This is a genomic window from Sphingomonas sp. S2-65 (genome assembly GCF_021513175.1).
Taxonomy (GTDB): Bacteria; Pseudomonadota; Alphaproteobacteria; order Sphingomonadales; family Sphingomonadaceae; genus Sphingomonas.
In genome coordinates this window covers 3,054,079-3,079,513 of record NZ_CP090953.1, presented here as the reverse complement: position 1 = coordinate 3,079,513, position 25,435 = coordinate 3,054,079, and the positions used below count along the sequence as shown (strand labels likewise).

Genomic DNA, 25,435 nt, shown 5'->3' with positions numbered 1-25,435 from the left:
CCCGCTCCCATTTGCGTGAGCGGGCGCGCTTTTCTCGGACGACCGATCATGAAGACTGCAATCGCCTGCGCCGCCGGGCTGCTGGCCTGCGCCCCCGCGCATGCCCAGGATGTGAAATTCACCCCCGGTGCCGAGGTGCGGCTGCGCTACGAGCATGCCGATCAGGCCGGGCTGCCACGCGACGCCGACGCAGTGACGCTCCGCGTGCGCCCGAGCGTTACTGCCACACTCGACCGCTGGTCTGCCTTGGTCGAAGGCGAGGCGGTGGTCGCGCTCACCCGCTCCTACAATGACGGGACCAACGGCAAGACCGCCTACCCGCTGGTCGCCGACCCCGAGAATCTGGAGCTCAACCGCGCTCAGCTTCGCTACGCCGGCGACGCCACCGCCTTCACCGCCGGCCGCCAGCGGGTCGCGCTGGCCGACGAACGCTTCGTCGGCACCGCGCCCTGGCGCCAGAGCGAGCAGACCTTCGACGCGGCCCGGGTCCAGCTCGGCAAGCTGCAGGGGCTCAGCACCGACGTGACCTATAGCTGGAACGTGCGCACGGTGAACGGGCGCAACGGTGCCGGCGCGCGCCCTAGCGACATTGGCGGCGACAATCTCTTCGCACTGGTCAATTACGGCACACGCATCGGCACCCTCACCGGCTTCGCCTATCTCATCGACCAGGACGAGGCCGCGGTGCAGGGCTTCCGGCTGTCCAACCAGACCTATGGCGTCCGCTTCGCCGGCAGCACGCCGATCGGCCGCGACATGAAGCTCGGCTATGCCGCCAGCCTGGCGCGCCAGAGCGACTGGCACCGCAATCCCAACGACTATGCCGCGACTTATTGGCTGGGCGAAGCCAGCCTGACCGCGCATGCGCTGACCGCCACTGCCGGCTATGAAGTGCTCGGTGCCGATCGCGGCGTGGCGCTCACCAGCGTACAGACGCCCCTCGCCTCCGCCTTCAAGTTCAACGGCTGGGCCAGCAAGTTCGCGACGACGCCGCCCAACGGGCTGCGGGACCTGTACGGCACGCTCGGCTATAGCTGGAAGCAGGCCGGGCCGTTCGACGCAGTCACGCTCACCGCCGTCTGGCACCAGTTCGACAGCGACCGGCTCGACCAGCATTACGGCGACGAACTGGACCTGCTGGCCGGCGTAAAGCGCGGCCACTACGCGCTGTCCGCGCGCTACGCGCATTACAAGGCGGACGCCTTTGCCACCGATACCGACAAGTTCTGGCTCCAGCTGGACTGGAACCTCTAGGCGCCCAATGACGCGCCTTCGTTGATCTGCCGGATCAGCGCGCGGTGAGTCGGCAGGTCCTCGGTCGCGCGCGCGCCGAAGCTTCGGATGCGCGCGAACAGCTTCTCCGCACCGGCCATGTCGGGGAAATCCGCACGCGCGCCGGACAGGTCCGTGCGGAAGTCCATGCCGTACAGGATGTACTGGTAATTGAAGAACGCGAAGCTTTCGAGGTCGACGAGGAAGTCGAAGCGGCTGGGCGGGCGATGGCGCCACGCCTCCAGCAGCGCCTGCAACGCCTCTGGAATCGACGCCGTGTTGCGATTGTCGCGCCAAAAGGGTTCGTCGCGGCGGCTGAGGCAGTAATGCAGCTTCAGGAAGTTGATGATCGTCTCGTAGCGCGCGGTCATCAATTGATTGAACCGCCGGGCCGACGCGTCGGCCCGCCCGTGATGCGGATAGAAGTCGGCGATCATCGCCACCGCCGCCTCGATCAACACGATACCGGTGGATTCCAGCGGCTCCAGGAACCCGCCCGCGAGCCCCACTGCGACGCAGTTCTTCACCCACTGCGTCTCGCGGTAGCCGGGCTCGAACGGGATGATCCGCGCCGAATAATCGTCATGGCCGATATAGCCGCGCAGGATCTCGGCGGCCTCGGCATCGTCCATGTGCGCCGACGAATAGACGCAGCCGATCCCGCGCGCGCCTTGCAGGCCGATGTCCCAGGTCCACCCTGCCGGGTGCGCAGTGGCGACGGTGAAGCTTTCGATCGGGGCGTCGGGGCTTCCATAGGGTAGCTTGCAGGCGAGCGCGCGTTCGGTGAACAGCTGGTGCTTGACCGACTTCAGCCGCGTGCCCAGCGTCTTGCCGATCAGCTCGGCGCGGAAACCCGAGCAGTCCAGGTAGAGATCGCCCTCCAGCGCGCCATGTTCGGCGGTGTGGACGCGGGCGATGCTGCCGTCCTCCGCCTGGTCGACGCGCGTGAGCTTGCCTTCCAGGTGCCGGACACCGAGCTCGACGGCGCGGGCGCGCAGCACCTCGGCGAGCCGCGCGGCGTCGAAATGATAGGCATAGTTGAGCGGCCCGGCATAATCGCCCTCCCCAGGCCGCTTGGGCGCCCGTTGCGCCTCGGCGACTCGGTTCTGGATCGTCATCGCGTCGGCGAAGGGCGGTCGAGTCGCGTGGTCCTGGAGCAGCCAGTACGGCACCAGGCTGGTCCCCTCGGTGTAGAACGGCGCCTCGAACGGGTGGAGATACCGGTGGCGCTCCCCCTCCGGCGTGGCCGCGTGGAGCCAGTCGTCGAACCGGATGCCCTGCTTGAACGTCGCCGATGCGGCGCGGATGAACCGGCTCTCGTCGATGCCCAGGAACTGCAGCGTCGACCGGATCGTCGGGAACGCCCCCTCGCCTACGCCGATGATGCCGATCTCGCTGGATTCGAGCAGCGTGACCGCGACGCGGCCGTCGAACACGCGTGCCAGATAGGCGGCGGCCAGCCAGCCTGCCGTACCTCCCCCGACTATGACGATTCCGCGCTTTCCCGACATCGCCGCGACTCTAGTCCAGGACGCCGCGCACGGGAACCGGCATCACACCGCAGCCGGCGCTCGATCCGAATGACCGCCGCCGGAGACAGGCTCCAGCGGCGGTTCTTCCGATCACATCGAGAAGCGCACTCCCAGCGCGAAGGTGCGATCGAGCAGCAGCGTGCTGGAATTGAACTGCTCCGCCCCGCCGACATCGCCGAACTGGTAATAGTTCTGCTGCTTCGATTTGGTGAGGTTCACTGCGTCGAAGGTGACGCCGATATCCTTGGTGACGTTCCAGGTCAGCTGGAAGTCCAGGCTGCTCTCGGGCTTGCGCCACATGCCGATCGGGTTTGCGAAGGCGCGGGCTTCGTTGTTGTTGAGGAAGCCCTTGCGCCAGATGTACGACAGCCGGGCTCCGATCGGGCCGTTGTCGTATGCCAGCGTGGCGTTGTACGAGAATTTCGAGACCGCGAAGAACGAGGAGTTGCTTTCCCCGGTGATGGCTCCGTTCGCATCGGTGATCGGGATCGTCTGGGTGGAATCGAGGATCGTCGCGCTGCCCGTAAAGCCGAGGCCGTCGAGCGGCCCGGGCAGGTAGCTCGGGAAGTAGGTAACCCCGATCTCCACGCCTTTCAGCACGCCATTGGAGGCGTTGATCGGACGGGTGATGTTGAAGATCTCGGTATAATTGTTGGTCAGATAGTTGTTCGGCAGAACCTCGCGGATCGTCAGCGGCACGACCAGCCCGTCGATCTCGCGGCGGAAGCCCGTCACGTAGATCGCGCTGTTGCGCTCGAAATACCATTCCAGCGCGAGATCGTAGTTCTTCGACTGCGTCGGCCGCAGCGTGGCGGTACCCGCCGAACCGGTGCCGAAGCCGACGTTCGAAAGATCGCCGGTCAGCGTGTAGTTCGGGTTGAGATCGCCGAACGCCGGGCGGCGCAGCGTCTCGCCATAGTTGAAGCGCAGGCGCAGATTGTTCGTCAGCTCGTAGCGCGCGGTGACGCTCGGCAGGAACTTGGACGATCCGGTCGACACGCGCGTCCGCGCACCGTTGCTGCGGTCATAATAGGTATAGTCGGTGTCGATCGCGACGAAGCGCACGCCGGCCTGCAGCTGGAGCGGACGCCCGAACAGCGAGATTTCGCCATCGGCCAGGGCATAGGCCGCGGTGTTGATCTCGTTGATGTCGAATACGCGGGTGAACTCGAGCTGGTCGGACAGCAGCAGGTTCGGACTCACCGCGCGGTAGCGCGTCCGCAGCGCGTCGGCGTCCCCGTAGAGCGCCGCCGCGTCGGGGAGGACCCAGCTGGCCGGCACGTCGGCGCGGCCATCGAAGAAGTTCGAGTTGGTGAAGATCGCGTCCTCGCCGAGCGCGGAGAGGTTCGTTCCCAGCGGCGCACCGCCCTGATCCCGCACGAAGGTAGACGCTTCGCGATTGTCGTAGCGGAAGCCCAGCTTGATGCGGCGCAGGAAGCCGTCGTCCCACTTCTGCTCGCCGTCCAGCATCGCAGTGATCGCATTGCCCGTACCGCGGGTGCCGCTGTCGTACAGCTCGCCCAGCGTCCAGGCAGTGGGATCGGTCAGGACGCCGGGATTGCCGAAGCTGTAGGCCGGGATGCCACCGCCGGCGTTGAAATCGACGTCCAGATCGAGCGGACCGCGGTTGGTGCGGATTGCGAAGAACGCGGTTTCGTTGGTGCTGTCCTGATAGGTGACGTCCGCGCTGATCTTGCCGCCGGTGCCGACGTCCCAGGTGCCGTTGAGCGCATAGACATAGCTGTCGGTCTTGTTGGTGGCATAATCGGCACTGTTGAAGCCGGCCACCGCCCCGGCGCGGCGCGACTTGATGATGTTGGTGCCGTCATACAGCTCGAAGGTTGAGGCGGGGTTGGGGCCGAGATTGCCCCACCAGTCGGCGAAGGTGAACAACAGGTTGTTGGACGTGTTTCCGCGGAAGCCGCTGTAGAAGAACTCGGCGGTGTAGATCGAGCTGCTGTTGGGCGCCCATTGCAGCGCCGCGTTGACCGACGGCCGCTCGCGTTTGCCGTACAGGTCCGAACTGATCACCGCATCGCGCGACAAGTAATAGGGGATTTCGGCGCCATTGATGTTGAGCGTCGAGCCGGCTTCGGTGGAGAGGCCGCGATCGAGGCCTGGCGTCCAAGTTGAGCCGAAGCGATTGGCGGGGGTCGTCACGCGGCAATCGGTTGGGAACAGGCGCTCCAAACCAACAAAGGCAGGGGGCGGATTCACGCCGGGGCAGGTTTCGGTCGCAGTGACCGCCGGACGCGGACCATCGGCAGTCAGGAAAGGTACCAGCGCGCCCGACTGGACGTTCTGGTTGCGGTATTCGTAGCGCGAATAGCTGCCGTTTATCAGCAGCCCGATATCGCCGATCCCGGTGCTCCAGCGGTCGCTGACCAGCAGCGCGACATTGGGATTAATCTTGTCGGCCTGTTCGCTGTAGATCCCGCGGGCGAGGCCCGAGATCGCGAAGCCGTCGAAATCGAGCGGACGGCGGGTCTTGATGTCGATCTGGCCGGCAAGCCCGCTCTCGATCTGGTCGGCGGCGCGCGTCTTGTAGACGTCGACTTGCTTGACCAGGTTCGCGGACACGTCCTGCAGCGCGAACGAAGTGCCCGCAGCGGTGAAGATGTTGCGACCGTTGAGGGTCGTCAGCGCGTCGGGAAGGCCGCGGATCGTCACCACGGCCGCCTCGCCGCCGGCACGGTCGGTCACCTGGATGCCCGTGACGCGCTGCAGCGCTTCCACGACGTTATTGTCAGGCAATTTGCCGACGTCCTCGGCGACCACCGAGTCGACGATCTGCACGGAGTCGCGGCGCACGTTGAGCGCGCCGACGATCGATCCGCGTACGCCGGTGACGACGATCTCTTCTTCCGAGGCGGTCTGATCCTGCGCAGCGTCTGCAGCGGTGTCAGCACCTGGCGTGCCGGCTTGGTCCACCGTCTGCGCCGCGGCGGGCATGGCAGTCGCGAGGATCAGCGAAGCAACGGACGCGGTGCACAGAAATGCGGGCTTGAAAGCCATATCCCTCTCCATCCAGAGGCGGCTCCTCGCCGCTCTATTAGTAGGAGTAAAATTACTGCATCGTGACGCGGCAATGCAAGCGCAATTCGCACTCCCCCCTTGTCGATCTGCCAAAAAGCATGGCGGATCGGCGACGGGCGCGGTCGGCACTTTGTCTTATTGTCTGCTAAATCAACCGGTAGAGCAGCGACGCGTGAGGCGCGAGCTTGACGGGCATGGTGGTCTGGACAGGAGCCATGTCCCGCCGCGCCCAGAGATCGCGCACCTGAACCCGTGATGGGAAACCCAGCGTCGCCAGCGGCACGCTGGTTTGCGCCGCCTTTCCGCTCGTGTTGAACACCGCCAGATAGCGCCCCTGCTCGGCCCGCGCCGTCCACACCCGCAACCCGTCCGCCACGAAGTGCGGCCGGTTTTCGGAACTGCGCTGGTTCACTGCCAGCACTTCGGGATTGGTCAGCAGCGCCAGCGTCGGCGCATCGAGGTGCCGCAAGTCGCCGCCCATGATCAACGGCGATCGCGCGATCGACCATAGGTTCATCAGCGTGCGCTGCTCGTCGGGCGTAAACTTGGTGTCGCGCTCCCCCAGCGCCAGCCGCCCCAGCGGCAGCATGTCGGCATCGGGCCACGCGCCGGGGCCGGCATGCTGCGCCCAATTCTCCAGCCGCGTGAACTGCGCCTCGAGCAGCGGCCACTCGTCCCAGAAGTCGTCGCTGACTCGCCACATCTGCGCGAAGCGGCGGACATGATCGGCACGCGCCACCGGCGTCTCGCCGGGCGACAGGCTCAGCAGCATCGGTCGTCCGGCGCGCTCGATCGCACGGTGCGCCGCCTCGATCTCGGGGGCATGCGCGTCATAAGGCCGGCTCATATCGTCCATCTTGACGAAGTCGACGCCCCAGCTCGCATACAACGCGAACACGCTGTCGTAATACGCCTGTGCGCCCGGCCTGCGCATATCGACCCCGTACATATCGGGGTTCCACGGACAAATGCTGTTCGTGTCGGCGATGTCTCGCGCCCGCAATTTGGTGCCCAGCACCGGCAGGTTGCGCTCCACCGCCAGCCGCGGGATGCCGCGCATCAGGTGGATGCCGAAGCGCAGCCCCAACGCATGCACCTTCACCGCTATCGGCGCGAACCCCTTGCCGCCCGCGGCTGAGGGGAAGCGGTTCGGAGCGGGCAGCAACCGGCCATAGCCGTCCATCGCCGGCTGCGGCTTGGCATTGTAGGTGTAGCTCTTGGCCTCGGGCTCATACCATTGGATGTCGATGGTGAAGATGTCGTAGCCCGAGGGCAGCAGCCTCGCCGCCTGGATCGCCGCGGTTTCCAGCGCCTGCGCCTCGGTGATCGTGGTGGCGAAGCTGTTCCAGCTGTTCCACCCCATCGGCGGCGTCGGTGCCAGTGGTGCAGGCTGCGCGACGGCAGGTCGCACGCGCGCCGCGAGCGCGGCTCCGGCAACGCTGCCGGTCAGCATCTCGCGGCGATTCACCATGCTCAGCTGACCCGGAAGTTGGTGCTGGGCGGCCAAGCTCGGTCCTGCATGCCGACCATCACCGTGCCCGCGCGGTGCAGCAGATACTGCCCGCGGCGCCCGGCCGCGGCAAAGCGCACCTCGTCCTTGCCGACGTTCTGGCGAAGGAAGGTGGTCGCCTGCCCCACCGGGCCCAACGACACCGCGCCATCGCTGCCGGCGGTCAGCGCACGGTCGGGCGCGTCGATCGGCACCAGCACCACTGCGCCACCCGGACGCGGCACCGAACGGAACTGGCTCGACGCGATGTCGCCCTTGCCGGCCAGCACGCGGCTACCCTGATGCCGCAAGAACTGCCCGCCGGCATTCACCGGGCTGAAGCGGTCGGGCACGGGCCCGTTACCCACCGGAATGCCGAAGTCGGGCGTGCCATCGTCGCGGTAATAGATCCGCTGCACGCGGGTGTGGCGGTTCGGGTCGAACAGCGGATCGCCCTTGATCGCCTCATAGTCGCGGCCGTGATAGACCAGCACGTCGCGGCCCTGCTCGTCGACGGTGAAGCTGTTGTGCCCGGGCCCATAGACGTTGGTCACCCGGGAGGTGACGAACACCGGCTCGGGCGACTTGGTCCAATTGGCGGGGTTCATGATGTCTGCATCGTCGCGGCAGGTGAGCATGCCCAGGCAGTAGCGCGCATCGGTCGCGCTCGCCGAATAGGTCAGGAACAGCCGCCCGTTGCGCGCCAGCACCGCGGGCGCCTCGGCGACCTTGAAGCCGCGGACTTCCCAGTCGAGCGTCGGCACCGTCAGCCGCGCGGGCTTGGCCGCCAGCGTCAGCGGCGTCTTCATCGGCGCGAGATACAGGTTCGAGTTGGTCTCGATCCCCGGCTCGCGCTCCGCCCAGCAGAAATAGCGGACCCCACGGTGCACGAAGCTGGTGGAGTCGAGATTGAAGCCGTCGAACGGCGACTGGAACTTGCCGAGCACGCGCCACTTGCCCGTCATCGGATCGCGCCCGTCGCACACCACGGCGTAGGTGCGGATGCGGAACACGTCCTCGCCGCCGCCGCTCGGGCCCGCCGCGAAATACATGATCCACTTGCCGTCGATCAGGTGCAGCTCGGGTGCCCAGATGAAGCCCGACATCGGCCCGCTCTTCTCGTGCCGCCACAGCACGCGCTCCGGCGCGGTGGCCAGCCCGGCGATCGTGCGCGAGCGGCGCAGCACCAGCCGGTCATATTCGGGCACCGACCCGGTCAGATAATACCAGCCATCGGTGTGGCGAAACACCTGGGCATCGGCGCGGTTGCGCACCAGCGGGTTGACCGGCACGGGCGCGGCGGCAGCGGCGCCCGGCTGTGCCAGCCCAGTTGCCTGCGCCTGCGCGGCGACCGCGGTGCCGGCGGTGCCGGCCAGGAACAGGCGGCGGTTCACGTCGATCATCATATTCTCCTCAATATTCGGCGATCGGCCAGCCGTCGGCGCCCCAGCGGACCGGGGCGATGCGCAGCGTCGGCGCGCCGCGCGCTTCCTTGTCATAGGCGTGGTAGACCACGTAATCCTGGCCATCCTTGTCGTGCAGCCAGCCGGCATGGCCGGGGCCGCGGAAGCGCTGCTGCTCCTGCAGGTCGGCACGCAGGAAGATGCTGCCCCCGCCTTCCATCAGCTTGCTGCCGTCCTTGCCGACATACGGCCCGGTGATCGCCTTCGACCGGCCGACCACGGTGTAATAGGTGCTGTTCACGCCCTTGCAGCAATAGTCATAGGACACGAGCAGATAGTAGAAGCCGCCATGCGGCACGATGAACGGCGCCTCCACCGGCGCCGGCCCGCCCGCAGGCGCCGGGCGGCGCGCGATCGAATAGGGCTTTGCTCCGGGCTTCAGCGGCTTGCCGGTCCGGCGGTCCAGCTCGAACAGCTTGATGCCCGTCCAGAAGCTGCCGAGCGACAGCCAGTGCCGCCCCTGCGCATCGGCCACGAAGTTCGGGTCGATCGCGTTGAAATCGTCCGACGGCATCGACTGCACCACCAGCCCCTCGTCGCGCCACGCAAAGTTGGGCGACTTGGGGTCGAGCGTGGCATTGGTCGCCATCCCGATCGCCGAACGGTTCGATCCAAAGGTCGACACCGAATAATAGAGCCGCCAGCGCCCGTTCACGAAGCTGATATCGGGCGCCCACATGCCCCCGGTACCCGGCACCGCCTTGGGCGCCCAATCGGGCATCTTGGTGAACACCGGCGCACCCGCGGTCCAATGCACCAAATCCTTGGAGCTCCTGGTCTCCACCAGACGCTCGCCATGCCCGGTCGAGAACACGTAATAGGTATCGCCATCGCGCGCGATCACCGGATCATGCGTCGCCACCAGATCGCCGGTAAGCCGCGAATTGAGCGTGGCACCGCCCGGCGCAGCCTGCTGCGCGGGGGCCGCACAGCTCAGCGCCAGCACGGCAGCGGCGGACAATAGGCCAAGCAACTTCATTCGAAACCTCTCCGGAGCGTAAAACGGGCAAGCGGCGCCCGGCCCATTCGCCTGGGCGCCGCCGCATCTTATTGCAGGTCGAGCACCACCACCGACTTGGCCGGCAGCGTGACACTCAGCGTGTCGCCGCTCACCTGCGCGCCGTTGAACGGCACCGGCTTGACCGCGTCGGGCGCGTCGAACGTGTTGTGCGTGTTGATCGCCGGCGCGGTCAGTACCCGGCCAGACACGCTGCCGGCCGTCACGCCGCTCAGCTTCACCGTCACGGTGTTGGGCCGGTTCGGGTCGAGATTGGACAGGCCGATATGCACCCGCCCATCCTTGCCGCGCACCGCCGATCCGCTGACCGCCGGCATCACGAACTGGTTCTTGTTGTACCAGGGCGCGTTGATCGTGATCGGCAGCACCTTGGCGTCCTGCCACGGCTTGTACATTTCGAACACGTGGTAGGTCGGCGTCAGCACCATCTTGCTGCCGTCGGTCAGGATCATCGCCTGGAGCACGTTCACCATCTGCGCGATCGCCGACATGCGGACGCGGTCGGCATGCTTGGCGAAGATGTCGAGATGGATCGAGGCTACCAGCGCGTCACGCAGCGTGTTCTGCTGGCGCAGGAAGCCCGGATGCGTGCCCGGATCCTGGGCGTACCAGGTGCCCCATTCGTCGACCGCCAGGAAGACGCGTTTCTGCGGATCGTATTTGTCCATGATCGCGCTGTGCTTGGTCACCAGCTCGTCCATCCGCCACGCGCCGGCGAGTGCATCGGCCCAGCCGCTCTCGTCGAAATTGATCGGGTCGGCCTTGGGGGGCCAGCCGCCCTGGGGCAGCGTGTAGTAATGCAGCGACAGCGCATCGAGCTGCCCGGCCGCCTCGCGCATCATCGTCTCGGTCCAGCGATAATCGTCGACATTCGCGCCGGCGGCGATCTTCAGGATGCGCGTGCCGGCGGGTGCCTTGATGAAGGTCGCATAGCGCTTGGTCTCGTCCGCCGCGAACTCGGGCCGCATGTTGCCGCCACAGCCCCACAGCTCGTTGCCGACGCCGAAATAGGGAACCTTCCACGGCTCCTTGTGCCCGTTCTTGGCGCGTTCGTCGGCCAGCGTGCCCGCGGGCGAGGTCATGTACTCGACCCACTCGGCCATTTCGCGCGCAGTGCCGTTGCCGACATTGCCGGCGACATAGGCCTCGGCGTTCACCTGGCGCAGCAGCTCGAAGAATTCGTGGGTGCCCACCGTGTTCGGCTCGGTCACGCCGCCCCAATGGGTGTTGATCTTCACCGGGCGCTGCTTCTGCGGGCCGATGCCCTCACGCCAGTGATATTCGTCGGCGAAGCAGCCGCCCGGCCAGCGGATCACCGGCACCGCCAGGTTGCGCAGCGCCGACACCACGTCGTTGCGGAAGCCATTGGTGTTCGGGATCTTGGAGTTCTTGCCGACCCACAGCCCGCCATAAATGCCGTTGCCCAGATGCTCGGCAAACTGCGTGAAGATGCGCCGGTCATAAGTCGGCGCAGCCGGATCGGCCTTCACTTCGATCGAGGCAGTGCCTGCTTCCGGTGCCGGCGCAGGAGCGGGCGCGGTCTGCGCGGTGGCGGCGAGCGGTGTGCTCGACAGCAGCAGGGCGATCGCCGTGCGGCGTAGCGTGCGGATCATCTCTCTCTCCCAATTCGCCGGCTTGCCCGGCATCCGTTTGGCAAGAAGCCGACCGCTCAAAAGGAGCAACCGGCTCGTTCGGTCAGTCGTGAAATTCTTCCACTGCCAGGCGATGCCCGCGCAGGAACGCGTCGGCCACCAGCCGCAGCGGCGCGGTGTCGACATCGCGCGTGCCGGCATGCACCAGCTCGGCGAAGCGCGCGTAGAGCCCGGGATATTCGCGGTCTTCCGCAGTCCGCGTGCCCTCCGGCGTGGTCAGCACCGCGCCGCCCTTTTCCAGCTTCAGCGTGCCGCCATCGGTCTCGACCGTGATGTCCCAGCTCTGCGGGCCGGTCTGGCGCCAGTCCAGATCCATATGCACGGGCGTGCCGTCGCCGGTGCGGAAGTGCAGGTCGGCGGCGATCGGCGCGGCGCGGTTGGCGGGCAGCGACAGCCGCCCCTCCAGCAGGAAGAAGGCCGGCAGGATGTGCGTCGCGATCGACAGCGCGTTGATGCCGGGATCGAATACGCCGAGACCGCCCGGCTCCCAGATCCAGTCCTGCCCGGGATGCCACACGCGCACATCCTCGCGCCAGACGATCGATGCGGCAGTGATCGTGCGGCCGCTCAGCCACTGACGGGCCGGCTCGACACCCGCGGCGTAGCGCGAGTGCCAGCTTGCGAACAGCGTCACGCCGGCCGCTTCGGCCTGTGCGTCGAGCATCGCCACTTCGGCCAGCGTCGCACCCGGCGGCTTTTCCAGGAACACATGCTTGCCCGCAGCAATCGCCTGCCGGGCAAGGTCGTAGCGGACCTGCGGCGGAGTGCAGAGCGCCACCGCGTCGATTTCGACCCCGGCTTCGAGCAGCTCGCCCAGCGTCCGGAAGTGCGGCAGGCCGTTGACGGCCTCACCGCGCGAACTCACGGTCGCCGCCAGCTCGAAGTCGGCATTGCCCGCGATCGAGGGCAGATGCTGGTCATGGGCGATCTTGCCCATGCCGACGATGGCGATCTTGATCGGGGCCGCCATCAGAGCGCCTTCACCACGACGCTCTGCGCGGCTTCGCGCGCCAGTGGGTTGCGCAGCGGCAGGGTGAAGGGCTTGGCCTCGATCTCGAACACGTCGCCTTCCTGCGTGCGGATGCCGTCGCTGAACGACAGCGTCGCAGTGCCGAAGAAGTGGACGTGGATGTCGCCCGGGCGCCGGAACAGCGCATATTTGAAGTGGTGATGCTCGAGGTTCGCCAGGCTGTGCGACATATTGTCCTCACCCGACAGGAACGGCTTTTCCCACAAAGTCTCGCCGTTGCGCACGATGCGGCTCGCCCCGCGCACGTCGCGGGGTGCCTCGCCCACCAGCAGCTCGGGGCCGAGTGCCGCCTGGCGCAACTTCGAATGCGCCAGCCACAGATAATTGTGCCGCTCGGTGACATGGTCGCTGAACTCGTTGGCCAGGCAGAGTCCCAGCCGGTGCGGCGTGCCGTCGGGGCCGATCAGATAGATGCCGGCCAGTTCCGGCTCCTCGCCGCCATCCTGCGCGAAGGCCGGCATCGCCAGCGGCTCGCCCGGGCCGACCAGCTGCGAACCGTCGCCCTTGTAGAACCATTCGGGCTGCTGCCCGGTCTCGCCCGCTGCCGGCTTGCCGCCCTCCACGCCTTCCAGGAACATCCGCATCGAATCGGTCTGCTTCTCGGCAGCCGCCGCCTCGCGGTGCATCTTGTCGCGCCCTTCGGCCGAGCCGAGATGGGTCAGGCCGGTGCCGGTCATCACCAGGTGCGCGGGATCCTCATGGCTGATCGGCGAAACGAAGTTGCCCGCGTCGAACTCGGCCCGCAGATCGACCGCCGCGCCTTCGCCGGCGGCGTCGATGACGTCCGCCAGGCTGTGTCCGGCCTCGATCGCCCGAAGCGCCAGCGCGCGTACGCTCGCCACGCCCGGCACGATCGTCGCGGCGTCACCGCGGGCGGCCACCACGGACAGCGTGCCGTCGGCACTCCGATGCTGCAACAGGCGTAAGCTCATCTTCCGTTCCTCAGTTCAAGAATGTTGCGGCGCGCGGGCGCCTGGTATGTCGCGGGCGGGCGGGGACATCGCTATCAACGAGCGGCATCCTTGATGCCCATGAGCGGGAGATACAGGCAAGCGGCCATCGCCACGCCCGCCGCAGGCCAGGAGATCACGCGCATCGACGGCGCATATCCCTCGGGTAAACGGTCGACAGGCATTCCTCTCTCCTTTTAGTCGGACATATTCTGATTGCCCCTCATAGGCAATCTTTCGTTCTTCGCGATCGGCTGTTAGAGTTCTGCAACAACAAAGCGTCCACGGTCACGAACGGGGTCGAATGAAAGCTGCCGGAGAGGCCATCGAGCCCGCACGTCAAGAAGAAGAGCCCGATGCGGCCCGCCCGCGGCGCGGCACCGGCCGGCGCCTGCACGGGGCCATCGCGCACAAGCTGGGCGCTGCCATCGTCTCGGGCGAATATGCCCCGGGCGACCGGCTGGAGGGCGAAGTCGCCTTTTCCGAAACCCTGAACGTGTCGCGCAGCGCGTATCGCGAAGCGGTGCAGGTGCTGGTGGCCAAGGGCATGGTGGAAAGCCGGACCAAGGCGGGCACCCGTGTGCTGCCGCGCAGCCGCTGGAACCTGCTCGACCCCGACGTGCTCGCCTGGGCGTTCACCGGCGAGCCGGACATCGACTTCATCCGCGACCTGTTCGAACTGCGCAAGATCGTCGAGCCTGCCGCCGCGAGTCTCGCGGCCGAGCGTCGCGACCGCGACGACTTGAAGGCGATGAAGACCGCGCTCACCGCGATGCGCAAGCATTCGCTCGCCACCGAGGCGGGCCGCACCGCCGACCGCGACTTCCACAACGCGCTGCTCCAGGCGACGCGGAACGAAGCGGTGGTGGCGCTCAGCGCCAGCATCGGCGCGGCGGTCAGTTGGACCACCCAGTTCAAGCAGCGCGCCCGCGCCCTGCCCCGCAACCCGATCCCCGACCATGTCCGCGTGTACGATGCCATCGCCGCAGGCGAACCCGCCGCCGCGGCCGAGGCGATGCGTATCCTGGTCGACCTGGCGCTGGAAGACACTCGCAGCGCAATGCAGGTCTAGGCGTCCTCGTCATCCCGGCCTCGAGCCGGGATCCCGCTTCTTCTGCCGGTTCAAGCCAGCGGACCCCGGCTCAAGGCCGGGGCGACGAAACATCTCTCGGGCTAAAACGAAAACGGGGACCGGCAACCGCCGATCCCCGCTTCATTCCACAGGCAATGCCGCACGCAAGCACGGCTCGCTTGGGTCACACCGGCCGCTGATCCGGCAGCGGATTGGTCGTCTTGGACCCCCACAGCGCATAGAACAGGATGTACAGCTCGCAGATCGCGGTCAGCAGGAACGACTGCTGCAGACCGTACTCATCGGCCAGCCAGCCCTGCACGAACACCAGCGCGCCGCCGGCAATCGCCATGATCAGCAAACCCGAACCTTCTTCGGTCAGCGGGCCTAGGCCCTTGATGCCCAGCGTGAAGATCGTCGGGAACATGATCGAGTGGAACAGCCCCACGGTGATCAGCGACCACATCGCAACTTCGCCGGTGGTGAACACGGTGATGATCATGACCAGGAAGGCAAGGACCGAGAACACCGCCAGCACCGTCTCGGCGGCGACGCGCTGCATGATCGCGGATCCGACGAAGCGGCCGACCATCATGCCGCCCCACAGCAGCGTCAGATAACGCCCCGCCTGCTCGGTGGTCATGTTGCCGATGTCGGGACGGCTTACGAAGTTCACGAAGAGGTTGCCCACGCCGATCTCGGCGATCAGGTAGATGAAGATCGCGCCCATGCCGAACATCAGGTTGCGATGCTTGAACAGCGAATGCTTCTTGCGCTCTTCCTTGGCGACGCGGTTGGTCGCCAGCCCGATCGCCGGCAGCGGGAAGCGGGCGATGACCACCGCCAGCACCACCAGCACCACGGCCACCAGCGCATAAGGCAGGATCACCGACTGCGCGTCCGCCAGGCGCTCGGCCTGAGTCAGCACCGTGCCGGTCTCCGCGGTGCCGCCCTTGGAACGGCCAAGGATGAGATAGGCGCCGAACAGCGGCGCGAGCATCGTGCCCGCCGAGTTCATCGCCTGCACCAGGTTGAGGCGCGACGACGCAGTCTCCGGCGCGCCGATCACCGCAACATACGGGTTGGCCGCGACCTGGAGCAGCGTGATGCCGCTGGCGATCACGAACAGCATCACCAGCGTGACGCCATAAGACGGCAGGCTCGCCGCCAGCGTCATGCCGAGCGCGCCCACCGCCATGATCAGCAGCCCGGTGACCAGCGACTTCTGATAGCCGATCCGCTCGATCAGCTTGGCCGACGGGATCGACGCGAAGAAATAGGCGATGAACCAGACGCTCTCGATCAGCGAGGCCTGGAAATAGCTGAGCTCGAACACGCTGCGCAGGTGCGGCAGCAGCGTTCCGTTGATGACGGTGATGAAGCCCCACATGAAAAACAGGCTGGCGAGCAGCGTCAGTGCGGGACGGTAGCTTCCGCCGGCAGCGGGCTGGTGCCCTGCCGCCGTGGAGGCTGCGTTGATGGGTGCGGGCATCGCGATCCTTCTCTCCTTGGAGCGGCCGGCCTAGCGGGTCTATCCAAGGATTCCCAGCCAGCTTCCATTCCGATTTTTGTCAGACTATATAGCGCGGGAAGGGCGCGTCAACGGCGCCGACGACCCGAGAGGAGATGCAATGGGCAAGGCAAGACTCGCAATTGCGGGCGCGATCGGCGCGATGCTGACGGCGCATTCGGCCAGCGCCGCGGAAGCAAAGCGCGAAGCGGCGGGCACGCTCAAGGACGGCACCGCCGTGGAAGCCGTCACTCTGTCCAACGCGCACGGCGTCTCCGCCCGCATCCTCAGCTACGGCGCCACGCTGCAGTCGTTCAAGGGCCCCGACAAGTCCGGCAAGATCGCCGACGTCGTGCTCGGCTATGACGACCTCGCCGCCTATGTCGATCGCCCGAACTATTTCGGCGTCACCGTCGGGCGCTATGCCAACCGCATCGCCGGCGGCAAGTTCGCGCTGAACGGCAAGACGTATCAGCTGCCATTGAACGACAAGACCACCTCGCTCCATGGCGGCGGCCAGGGGTTCGACAAGAAGGTGTGGCGCATCCTCTCGGTCGACAACGGCCCCACCGCCCGCGTGGTGTTCGGCCTCACCAGCCCCGACGGCGACTCGGGTTATCCGGGCACGCTGGAGGTGAAGGTCACCTATTCGCTCGACGAGGAAGGCGCGCTCCAGATCGCCTATGATGCGGCGACGACCAAGCCGACCGTGGTCAACATGACCAACCACGCGATCTTCAACCTGGCCGGCGAAGGCTCGCCAATGGGGGCGATGGGCCATCTGCTCACCATTCCGGCCACCGCCTACACCCCGGTCAACGCCGCACTGATCCCTACCGGCGAGCTTCGCCCGGTGTCCGGCAGCGTGTTCGATTTCCGCAAGGCGCGCATCATCGGCGAGGGGCTTCGCGACGGCACCGACCAGCAGATCCGCTACGGCCAGGGCTACGACCACAATTTCGCGCTCGACAAGGGCGTCACCGCCAAGCCCGAACTCGCCGCCCGGCTGGAAGACCCCGCCTCGGGCCGCGTGCTCGAAGTGCTCAGCACCGAGCCCGGCGTCCAGTTCTACACCGGCAATTTCCTCGACGGCACCTTCTACGGCAAGGCCGGCCACCTGTACCGCATGGGCGACGGCATCGCCTTGGAACCGCAGAAGTTTCCCGATGCACCAAATCAGCCGGCATTCGTTTCCGCTCGCGTTGATCCGGGCAAGCCGTATAGGCATGTCATGATCTACCGCCTCTCGGTTTCCCAGTAACGGACCTGTCATGACCGCTCAAAATCCCCCCAAGCTTCGCTCGCGCGCCTGGTTCGACAATCCCGACAACATCGACATGACCGCGCTTTATCTTGAGCGGTACCTGAACTTCGGACTCAGCCTCGAAGAGCTCCAGTCGGGCAAGCCGATCATCGGCATCGCCCAGACCGGCAGCGACCTGTCCCCGTGCAACCGCCATCACCTGGTGCTGGCCGAGCGCGTGCGCGAAGGCATCCGTGAGGCGGGCGGCATCGCCATCGAATTCCCGGTCCACCCGATCCAGGAAACCGGCAAGCGTCCGACCGCCGGCCTCGACCGCAACCTGGCCTATATGGGTCTGGTCGAGCTGCTGTACGGCTACCCGATCGACGGCGTCGTGCTGACCATCGGCTGCGACAAGACCACCCCGGCCTGCCTGATGGCCGCCGCCACCGTGAACATCCCGGCGATCGCCCTGTCGGTCGGCCCGATGCTCAACGGCTGGCACAAGGGCGAGCGCACCGGTTCGGGCACCATCGTGTGGAAGGCGCGCCAGATGCTCGCCGCCGGCGAGATCGACGACAAGGAGTTCATCAAGCTCGTCGCATCGTCCGCGCCGTCGACCGGCTATTGCAACACCATGGGCACCGCCACGACGATGAACTCGCTGTGCGAGGCGCTCGGCATGTCGCTGCCCGGCTCGGCGGCAATCCCCGCGCCGTATCGCGACCGCCAGGAAGTGTCGTACATCACCGGCAAGCGCATCGTCGAAATGGTGGCCGAGGACCTCAAGCCCTCCGACATCCTGACCCGCGAAGCGTTCGAGAACGCGATCGTCGTCAACTCGGCGATCGGCGGGTCGACCAACGCGCCGATCCACTTGGCCGCGATCGCCCGTCATATCGGTGTCGAGCTGCCGATCGAAACCTGGCAGGACAAGGGGCACAAGGTGCCGCTGCTGGTCAACCTCCAGCCCGCCGGCGAATATCTCGGCGAGGATTATTACCGCGCAGGCGGCGTTCCCGCGGTCACTGCCCAGCTGATGCAGCAGGGCCTGATCCACGAAGGCGCGCTGACGGTGAACGGCAAGTCGATGGGCGACAATTGCCGCGACGCGACGATCGAAGACGAAAAGGTCATCCGTCCCTTCGGCCAGCCGCTGATCGAGGACGCCGGCTTCATCGTCCTCAAGGGCAATCTGTTCGACGCGGCGATCATGAAGACCAGCGTGATCTCGCCCGAATTCCGCGACCGCTATCTCTCCAACCCGGAAGATCCCGACGCGTTCGAGGGCCCGGCGGTCGTGTTCGACGGTCCCGAGGACTATCACCACCGCATCGACGATCCCGCGACCGGCATCACCGACCAGACCCTGCTGTTCATGCGCGGCGCCGGCCCGATCGGCTATCCCGGCGCGGCCGAGGTCGTGAACATGCGCCCGCCGGCCTATCTGATCCGCGAGGGCGTCCACGCGCTGCCCTGCATCGGTGACGGCCGCCAGTCCGGCACCAGCGGCAGCCCGTCGATCCTCAATGCCAGCCCCGAAGCCGCGGCGATGGGCGGCCTCGCGCTGATCCAGACCGGCGACCGCGTCCGCATCGACTTGAACAAGGGAACGGCGAACGTCCTCATTTCCGACGAGGAACTCGCTGCCCGGCGCACCAAGCTCGAGGCTGAAGGCGGCTACAAGTTCCCGGCGTCCCAGACCCCATGGCAGGAGATCCAGCGTGCGGTGGTCGGCCAGATGAACACCGGTGCGATCCTCGAAGGTGCCGAAAAGTACCAGAAGATCGCCCAGACCATGGGCCTTCCCCGCGACAATCACTAAGCTCGCGAGGGCATAAATCCTCCCCCGGAGGGGGAGGTGGCAGCCCGTAGGGCTGACGGAGGGGTAGCTATCCACGAGCGGCGTCGCTTGCGGAGAATACCCCTCCACCACGCTAACGCGTGGTCCCCCTCCCCCTCCGGGGGAGGATGGAGGCGGCGCATAAAAGCAGGAGTGGACCGATGACCCTCACCCCCACCCGCCGCCACTTCCTCGCCGGCGCCAGCATCCTCGCCTTGACCGGCCCCGCGCTGGCCCAGACCAAGGTCCAGGACCGAGCCACCCGCGCCGAGCCGGTCCCCGCGCGCAACGTCACACTGAAACCCTCGCCCTTCGCCGACGCCGCCGCGGCGAACCGCCGCTATCTGCTCTCGCTCGACCCCGAGCGCCTGCTCCATAACTTCTACACCTCCGCGGGCCTTCCCGCCCCCGCCCCGGTCTATGGCGGCTGGGAAGCCGCCGGCATCGCCGGCCACTCGCTCGGCCATTGGCTCTCGGCCTGTTCGCTCGTCGTCGCCGACACCGGCGACCGCGAGATCGCCGCGAGGCTCGACCACGCCCTTGCCGAGATGGCCCGCATCCAGGCCGCGCAGGGCGACGGCTATCTCGGCGGCACCACCGTCGAGCGCGGCGGCAAGACCGTCGACGGCAAGATCGTCTTCGAGGAAGTCCGCCGCGGCGACATCCGCACCGGCGGCTTCGACCTCAATGGCGGCTGGGTGCCGGTCTATACCTGGCACAAGGTCCATGCCGGACTGATCGATGCCCATCGCCTGGCGAACAACCCGCGCGCGCTCCCCTTGCTGCTCGGGCTCGCCGGCTATTTCGGCACGATCATCGAGGGGCTGTCCGACGATCAGGTCCAGCAGATCCTGCGCGCCGAACATGGCGGCATCAACGAAGCCTATGCCGACACCTACGCCATCACCGGCAACCCGCGCTGGCTGCGCCTCGCCGAGCGCCTTCGTCACAAGGCAGTGCTCGACCCTCTGACCGCCCGCCAGGACAAGCTCGCCGGCCTCCACGCCAACACGCAGATCCCCAAAGTCATCGGCCTCGCCCGCCTCCACGAACTGACCGGCAACCCCGCCCACGCCACCGCCGCGCGCTTCTTCCACGCCACCGTGACGCAGCATCACAGCTACGCGATCGGCGGCAACAGCGACCGCGAGCATTTTGGACCACCCGACCACCTCGCCGACGCGATCGCCGAAACCACCTGCGAGGCGTGCAACAGCTACAACATGCTCAAGCTCACCCGGCATCTGTACGGCTGGGCACCTGAAGCCGCGCTGTTCGACTATTATGAGCGCGTCCAGCTCAACCACATGCTCGCCCATCAGCGCCCCGACACCGGCATGTTCGTCTATTTCATGCCGATGGCCGCGGGCGGCCGCCGCTCCTATTCGACGCCCGAGGAAAGCTTCTGGTGCTGCGTCGGCTCGGGCATGGAGAGCCACGCCAAGCATGCCGACTCGATCTACTGGCAGTCGGCCGACACGCTCTTCGTCAACCTGTTCATCCCCTCGGCGCTGGACCTGCCCGCGCGCGGCTGGAAGCTGGCGCTGGACACCGCCTATCCGATGGATGGCCAGATCACCCTCTCGATCGAAAACGCGCCGCGCGCCGCGTCGGAACTGGCGCTGCGGATTCCGGGCTGGGCACAAGGCGCGACGCTCACCCTGAAAGGCAAGCCGATCCCGCTCACCCCGGCTGCCGGCTATGCCCGCCTCAAGCGCCGCTGGAAGGCCGGCGACCGCCTTACCCTCACTTTGCCGATGACGCTCCGCACCGAAGCCATCCCGGGCGATCCCGACACCCTTGCCTTCCTCAGCGGTCCGCTGGTCCTGGCCGCCGATCTCGGCCCGGCCGACCGCCCGTTCGAGGGCGTAGGCCCTGCGCTGGTCGCCGCGGGCAATCCCATTCAGGAGGCCAAGCCGATCCTCGGGGCCATGCACCAGTACCGGATCGCCGACCCGCTTGGCGGCGAAACCACACTCAAGCCTTTCTACCCGCTCTACGACCGCCGCACCGCTGTATATCTCAAGCACTTCACCCCCGAACGCTGGGCTAAGGCGCGCGACGCCTATGTCGCCGACGCCGCCGCCCGCGCCGAACTCGCCCGCCAAACCATCGACGTCTTCTATCTCGGCGAAATGCAGCCCGAGCGCGACCATGCTTTTCAGTCGGCGAAAAGCGAGGCCTTCCAGCTCAACGGCCGCAGCGGCCGCAAGCTGCTGCCCGGCCAGTCGATGCAGTTCCGCCTCGCCCGTGAACCCGGCGCCACGATCCTGCGCGTCACCTACTGGGGCGCTGACATTGATCGCGTCGCAGCCATCCAGGCCGACGGCAAGCCGCTGGCTACCGAACGCCGCGCCGGCCCGGCGACGCAGGGGTTCGTCACCGTCGACTACCCCCTGCCGGCGACGGGAAGCGCCACAACCCAGATCAACCTCCGCGCCGAGCGGGGCGAAACGCTGCTGTATGAAGCCCGGACTCTGCGACCCTAAGCCGCCGCCTCTCCCCTTCCACATAAGTCGGGAGAGGCGCTTGCCAGGCCGCGACACCCGAGTCACACTGCTTGCCTGATCTTCGATTCCGATGGGCAGGGCTGCGCGTTGAACCGTCACACGCCACCGATATCCTCCCGCCGCGCGACCATCGCCGCGCACGCACAGTATTCCGGATTGCCCCGCCGCGAGCGAAGCCTGATCGCCTGCTTGACCGCAGTAGCACTAACGTCGGCCTTGGCACTGCTCCTGTTCGGCACCGCGATCCAACCCGCCAACTCGCCGCAGCTTGGCCGCAGCCCAATGCACCTTTTCGACGTGCCACCACCGCCACCCCCTCCTCCACCTCCACCGCCGCCGCCTCCGTCTGCGAAGGTCAAACCGCCGCTCCGACTCGCCGAAGCCACTAGACCGGCAGCACCAGCTGGCGGCCGCTCCGCGAGTCAGCCCCCAGCGCCGGTGATGCCGAACCCGACGCCGATCCCCGCCACACCCCCTCTCGCTCCGCTCATCAGCCCGCAAGCACCAGCCGCAGCGGTTCCGCTCCCGGGCCTTGGTACTGGCGGCGACGGCACCGCCGATGGCCGCGGACGAGGGTCAGGCGACGGGGCTGGAGATGGTGACGGCTCGGGCGCAGATGGCGGCGGAGGCACCCGCTACGCCCGGGCGGAATGGATCGAAAGGCCAACCCGCAAGGATTTCGAACGCGAATGGCCACCGATGTACCGAAAACTCGATGCGCCGGTGCGTGTCATATTAGCCTGCTACGTCAAGCCGACGGGACGTCCCTATCGGTGCACGGTCGCGGCAATCAACCGCCGCAACAGCGGCTTCGGCTCGGCGGCGATTCGGCTGGTACAAGGCGCGCGTGTCCGTCCGGTGCTGCGGAACGGAGAGATGCTGGACGTACCGGTGCTCGCCCCGATTGTTTTCCTGCCGGTGCCGGAAGTCCTCAAGGCAGCCAAAACGAGGCGATAGCGTATCGGTCTGGCGAGCAACCTCCCGCCGCCGTCAGAACCGCTTGCGCAGGAAGAAGCGCTGGTGCCCCACGGGATGATCGTCCAGCGTGCCGAACAGCTCGAACCCCAACTTTTCGTAAAAGCCCGGCCCCTGAAAATCATAGGTGTCGAGCCAGATGCCCACACATCCGCTGTCACGGGCGATCTTCTCCGCCTCCGCCATCAACGCCGTGCCAAGATCCTGCCCGCGATGCGCTTCGGGCACCGCAAGATATTCCACGAACAGCCAGTCATAGCCGGTCTTTCCCCACAGCCCGCCGACATGCGCGCCCTCCGCGTCGGTCAACAGGATGGCGACCGGTGCCACCCGTGGGTCCCCCGCGTGGCTTAGATTATACGCCCTGAGCGGCGCCAGCACGGCTTCGCGGTCGAAATCGGACGGTGCGCCCGGAATGGTGATATGGATCGACATCGGGCGGACGGTAGACGCGGCCGCTCCAAGATCATAGCGGCCAACCGGCACAGGCACCGCCGGCGGATCCGCCCGCTCAATCCATCGAAAAGCGCTTGATACTATATAACATCGCAATTATCGCGGCGTCGAACCTTCCTGTTGAATCGGAATCCTCATGCTGCGTAGCCTGTTGCTTGCCTCTGCTGCACTGATCTCTGCCCCCGCGCTCGCCAACGAAGTCCCGGCACCGAGCGAAACCACCGCTCCCGCCACCGCCCCCGCAGACCAGGACCATCAGCAACCCGCGCAGGAAATCGTCGTCACCGGCGCCCGCCCGCGCGCCACGGCCGATGTGCTCGGCGGCGTCACGGTGCTCGCCAATGAAGAGCTCACCCGCGAGATGCGCTCCACGATCGGCGAGACGCTTGCCCGACAGCCCGGCGTATCCGCCACCTCTTTCGGCCCGAATGCCTCGCGCCCGGTGCTGCGCGGTTTCGTCGGCGCACGCGCGCCGCTGCTGATCGACGGTATCGGCAGCATCGACGTGTCGAACACCTCGGCCGATCATGCCCCGGTCATCAATCCGCTCACCGCCGATCGGATCGAAGTGCTGCGCGGGCCGACCGCCTTGATCTTCGGCCCCTCGGCGATCGGCGGCGTGGTCAACGTCATCGACAGCCGCATCCCGCGCCGGCTTCCGGAGGAAGCGGTGCATGTCGACGGCATCGCCACTTATGGCAGCGCCGCCGATGAGCGGTCGGTCTCGGGCGCGATCGATGTGCCCGCCGCGGGCAAGATCGTCCTCCACGCCGATGGCAGCTATACCAAGACCAACGACCAGAATACCGGCGGCCATGTGCTGAGCCGCGAATTGCGCCGCCAGGCCGCCGCCAGCGCCGTGCCCGAGATCCAGGAACTCGCCGATCTCAAGGGGAAGGTCCCGAATACCGCTGCCGAGACGTGGGAAGTCGCCGGCGGCGCGGCGATCGTCGACGAACGCGGCAATCTCGGCGTCTCGGTCAGCCATTTCGACAGCCTGTACGGCGTGCCCGTCCGCTATTCGCTCGATCCCGCGGTAGAGGCCGAGAAGGTACGCCTCCACGTCAAGCAGGACCGCTTCGACCTGCGCGGCGAAGTGAACACAGGCGACGGCTTCCTCCGCCAGATCCGCCTGCGCGCCGCCGCCGCCGACTATCGGCACCAGGAAATCGAGGACACCGGCGAAGTCGGCACGACCTTCTTCAGCCAGGGCTATGAAGGCCGGCTCGAACTCGTCCAGCGCGCCACGGACACGTGGGACGGCATCATCGGCGGCCAGTTCTCGATCCGTGACATGCATGTCGTCGGCGAGGAGAAGTTCCTGCCCAAGAACGAGGCGCAGCAATTCGGCGCGTTCACGCTCCAGTCGCTCGATTTCGGCGCGCTCAAGGCAGAGGCGGCGCTGCGCTACGAGCATAATCAGCTCACGGCGCAGGCCGATGCCGATATCGGCAACCCGGCTTATGCCCGCAGCTTCGACAGCCTCTCGGGCTCGCTCGGCGCCAGCTATGCGCTGGCACCCAACATCCGCCTCGGCGTCAACGCCTCGCGCAGCGAGCGCGCGCCCACGCCCGAAGAGCTGTTCGCCAACGGCCCGCATGCCGGCACGCAGGCGTTCGAGATCGGCAACCCCGATTTCACCACGGAAAAGGCCTGGGGTGTCGAGGCGACGCTGAAGGGCGCCGGCGAAGGCTGGAGCTTCTCGACCGCGGCCTATTACAACTGGTTCTCGGACTATATCTTCGACGCGCCCACGGGCCAGGCCGAGGATGGCCTGCCGATCTTCCAGTATAATCAGGCCGATGCGCGCTATTACGGCTTCGAAGCCGAAGGCTCGCTCCGGCTCGGCCAGATCGGCGGCTTCAAGCTCAATGCCGATGCCCTCGCCGACTATGTCCATGCCGAAATCGTCGATGGCGGCCCGGTGCCGCGCATCCCGCCGCTGCGGCTGATGGGCGGTCTCGAGGCGCAGTCGGACCGGTTCAACGCCCGCGTCGAAGTCGAGCATGATTTCGAGCAGGAGCGTATCGCCGCCTTCGAAACGCCGACCCGCGGCTTCACGCTGGTCAATGCCTCGGTCGCCTGGAAGCCATGGGGCACCGCCTCCAACACCACGCTGCTGCTATCGGCCAACAACCTCTTCGACGTCGAAGCCCGCCGCCACACCAGCGTCCTCAAGGACTATGCCCCCCTCGCCGGCCGCGACCTCCGCGCAACCCTACGCGTACAGATCTGAACCAGACGGAGGATTGGCTCCCCGGACCCATCCCCCGTCATCCCGGCCTCGAGCCGGGATCCCGCTTCTTCTGCTGACGAGAGGCAGCGGGACCCCGGCTCAAGGCCGGGGTGACGAAAAGGGCCAAGAGCCCCCCAACGCAACCGTC

18 protein-coding genes are annotated in these 25,435 nt (G+C 66.8%); 7 read left to right on the top strand and 11 right to left on the bottom strand.

Translation table 11 applies throughout. The annotated features are described in order from the left end of the window. Window positions 1-48: 48 nt before the first annotated feature. Entirely contained in the window at window positions 49-1,254 is a 1,206-nt protein-coding gene (locus tag LZ586_RS14455; RefSeq protein WP_235076981.1) for an alginate export family protein, read from the top strand. On the opposite strand, the gene LZ586_RS14450 is transcribed toward LZ586_RS14455, so the two are convergent. The 9 genes from LZ586_RS14450 to LZ586_RS18180 all read right to left on the bottom strand — a co-directional run bounded on the left by LZ586_RS14450 (window position 1,251) and on the right by LZ586_RS18180 (window position 13,627). Further along, entirely contained in the window at window positions 1,251-2,783 is a 1,533-nt protein-coding gene (locus LZ586_RS14450; protein WP_235076980.1) for a tryptophan halogenase family protein, read from the bottom strand. The genes LZ586_RS14455 and LZ586_RS14450 overlap by 4 nt on opposite strands. A 111-nt stretch (window positions 2,784-2,894) precedes the next feature. After that, the gene (locus tag LZ586_RS14445; RefSeq protein WP_235076979.1) at window positions 2,895-5,819 is read right to left on the bottom strand and encodes a TonB-dependent receptor; all 2,925 of its coding nucleotides are present in this window, start codon (window positions 5,817-5,819) and stop codon (window positions 2,895-2,897) included. 166 nt (window positions 5,820-5,985) lie between these two features. Continuing rightward, window positions 5,986-7,311 carry a glycoside hydrolase family 27 protein gene (locus LZ586_RS14440; RefSeq protein ID WP_235076978.1) on the bottom strand — a complete coding sequence of 442 codons (1,326 nt, stop codon included), beginning with the start codon at window positions 7,309-7,311 and terminating at the stop codon, window positions 5,986-5,988. Window positions 7,312-7,313: 2 nt separating this feature from the next. Further along, on the bottom strand, window positions 7,314-8,735 hold the full coding sequence (locus LZ586_RS14435) for a glycoside hydrolase family 43 protein (RefSeq protein WP_235076977.1): 1,422 nt from the start codon (window positions 8,733-8,735) through the stop codon (window positions 7,314-7,316). Window positions 8,736-8,742: 7 nt separating this feature from the next. Beyond that, window positions 8,743-9,771 (bottom strand): arabinan endo-1,5-alpha-L-arabinosidase, encoded by a 1,029-nt coding sequence (locus LZ586_RS14430; RefSeq protein ID WP_235076976.1) that lies wholly within the window; start codon window positions 9,769-9,771, stop codon window positions 8,743-8,745. 68 nt (window positions 9,772-9,839) lie between these two features. Continuing rightward, window positions 9,840-11,423, bottom strand: coding sequence for an alpha-N-arabinofuranosidase (locus LZ586_RS14425; RefSeq protein ID WP_235076975.1), 1,584 nt, complete (start codon window positions 11,421-11,423; stop codon window positions 9,840-9,842). Window positions 11,424-11,505: 82 nt separating this feature from the next. Continuing rightward, window positions 11,506-12,432 carry a Gfo/Idh/MocA family protein gene (locus LZ586_RS14420; protein ID WP_235076974.1) on the bottom strand — a complete coding sequence of 309 codons (927 nt, stop codon included), beginning with the start codon at window positions 12,430-12,432 and terminating at the stop codon, window positions 11,506-11,508. Beyond that, window positions 12,432-13,424, bottom strand: a complete 993-nt coding sequence (gene araD1, locus LZ586_RS14415) for an AraD1 family protein (RefSeq protein ID WP_235076973.1) — start codon at window positions 13,422-13,424, stop codon at window positions 12,432-12,434. Before araD1 ends, LZ586_RS14420 begins: the two co-directional genes overlap by 1 nt. A 74-nt stretch (window positions 13,425-13,498) precedes the next feature. Beyond that, complete coding sequence (locus tag LZ586_RS18180) at window positions 13,499-13,627, bottom strand: hypothetical protein (protein WP_261346009.1); 129 nt, start codon at window positions 13,625-13,627, stop codon at window positions 13,499-13,501. Window positions 13,628-13,746: 119 nt separating this feature from the next. On the opposite strand from LZ586_RS18180, the gene LZ586_RS14410 reads away from it, so the two are divergent. Beyond that, complete coding sequence (locus LZ586_RS14410) at window positions 13,747-14,514, top strand: FadR/GntR family transcriptional regulator (protein WP_235076972.1); 768 nt, start codon at window positions 13,747-13,749, stop codon at window positions 14,512-14,514. Window positions 14,515-14,698: 184 nt separating this feature from the next. On the opposite strand, the gene LZ586_RS14405 is transcribed toward LZ586_RS14410, so the two are convergent. Beyond that, complete coding sequence (locus tag LZ586_RS14405; protein ID WP_235076971.1) at window positions 14,699-16,006, bottom strand: sugar MFS transporter; 1,308 nt, start codon at window positions 16,004-16,006, stop codon at window positions 14,699-14,701. A gap of 139 nt (window positions 16,007-16,145) precedes the next feature. Between LZ586_RS14405 and LZ586_RS14400 the strand changes: the two genes are divergently transcribed. From LZ586_RS14400 to LZ586_RS14385, 4 genes are all read left to right on the top strand, one after another. Then, window positions 16,146-17,285, top strand: a complete 1,140-nt coding sequence (locus LZ586_RS14400) for an aldose epimerase family protein (RefSeq protein WP_235076970.1) — start codon at window positions 16,146-16,148, stop codon at window positions 17,283-17,285. Window positions 17,286-17,295: 10 nt separating this feature from the next. Further along, window positions 17,296-19,092 (top strand): IlvD/Edd family dehydratase, encoded by a 1,797-nt coding sequence (locus LZ586_RS14395; protein WP_235076969.1) that lies wholly within the window; start codon window positions 17,296-17,298, stop codon window positions 19,090-19,092. A 179-nt stretch (window positions 19,093-19,271) separates the two neighbouring features. Beyond that, window positions 19,272-21,599 carry a glycoside hydrolase family 127 protein gene (locus LZ586_RS14390; protein ID WP_235076968.1) on the top strand — a complete coding sequence of 776 codons (2,328 nt, stop codon included), beginning with the start codon at window positions 19,272-19,274 and terminating at the stop codon, window positions 21,597-21,599. Between the two features lie 462 nt (window positions 21,600-22,061). Next, window positions 22,062-22,577 (top strand): energy transducer TonB, encoded by a 516-nt coding sequence (locus LZ586_RS14385; protein WP_235076967.1) that lies wholly within the window; start codon window positions 22,062-22,064, stop codon window positions 22,575-22,577. Window positions 22,578-22,610: 33 nt separating this feature from the next. Here LZ586_RS14385 and LZ586_RS14380 read toward each other — a convergent pair whose 3' ends face one another. Next, window positions 22,611-23,030: a GNAT family N-acetyltransferase gene (locus LZ586_RS14380; protein WP_235076966.1), complete on the bottom strand. Its 420-nt coding sequence runs from the start codon at window positions 23,028-23,030 to the stop codon at window positions 22,611-22,613. A gap of 157 nt (window positions 23,031-23,187) precedes the next feature. Here LZ586_RS14380 and LZ586_RS14375 point away from each other — a divergent pair, with 157 nt between their 5' ends. Further along, window positions 23,188-25,287, top strand: coding sequence for a TonB-dependent receptor (locus LZ586_RS14375; protein WP_235076965.1), 2,100 nt, complete (start codon window positions 23,188-23,190; stop codon window positions 25,285-25,287). The last annotated feature ends 148 nt before the right edge of the window (window positions 25,288-25,435 follow it).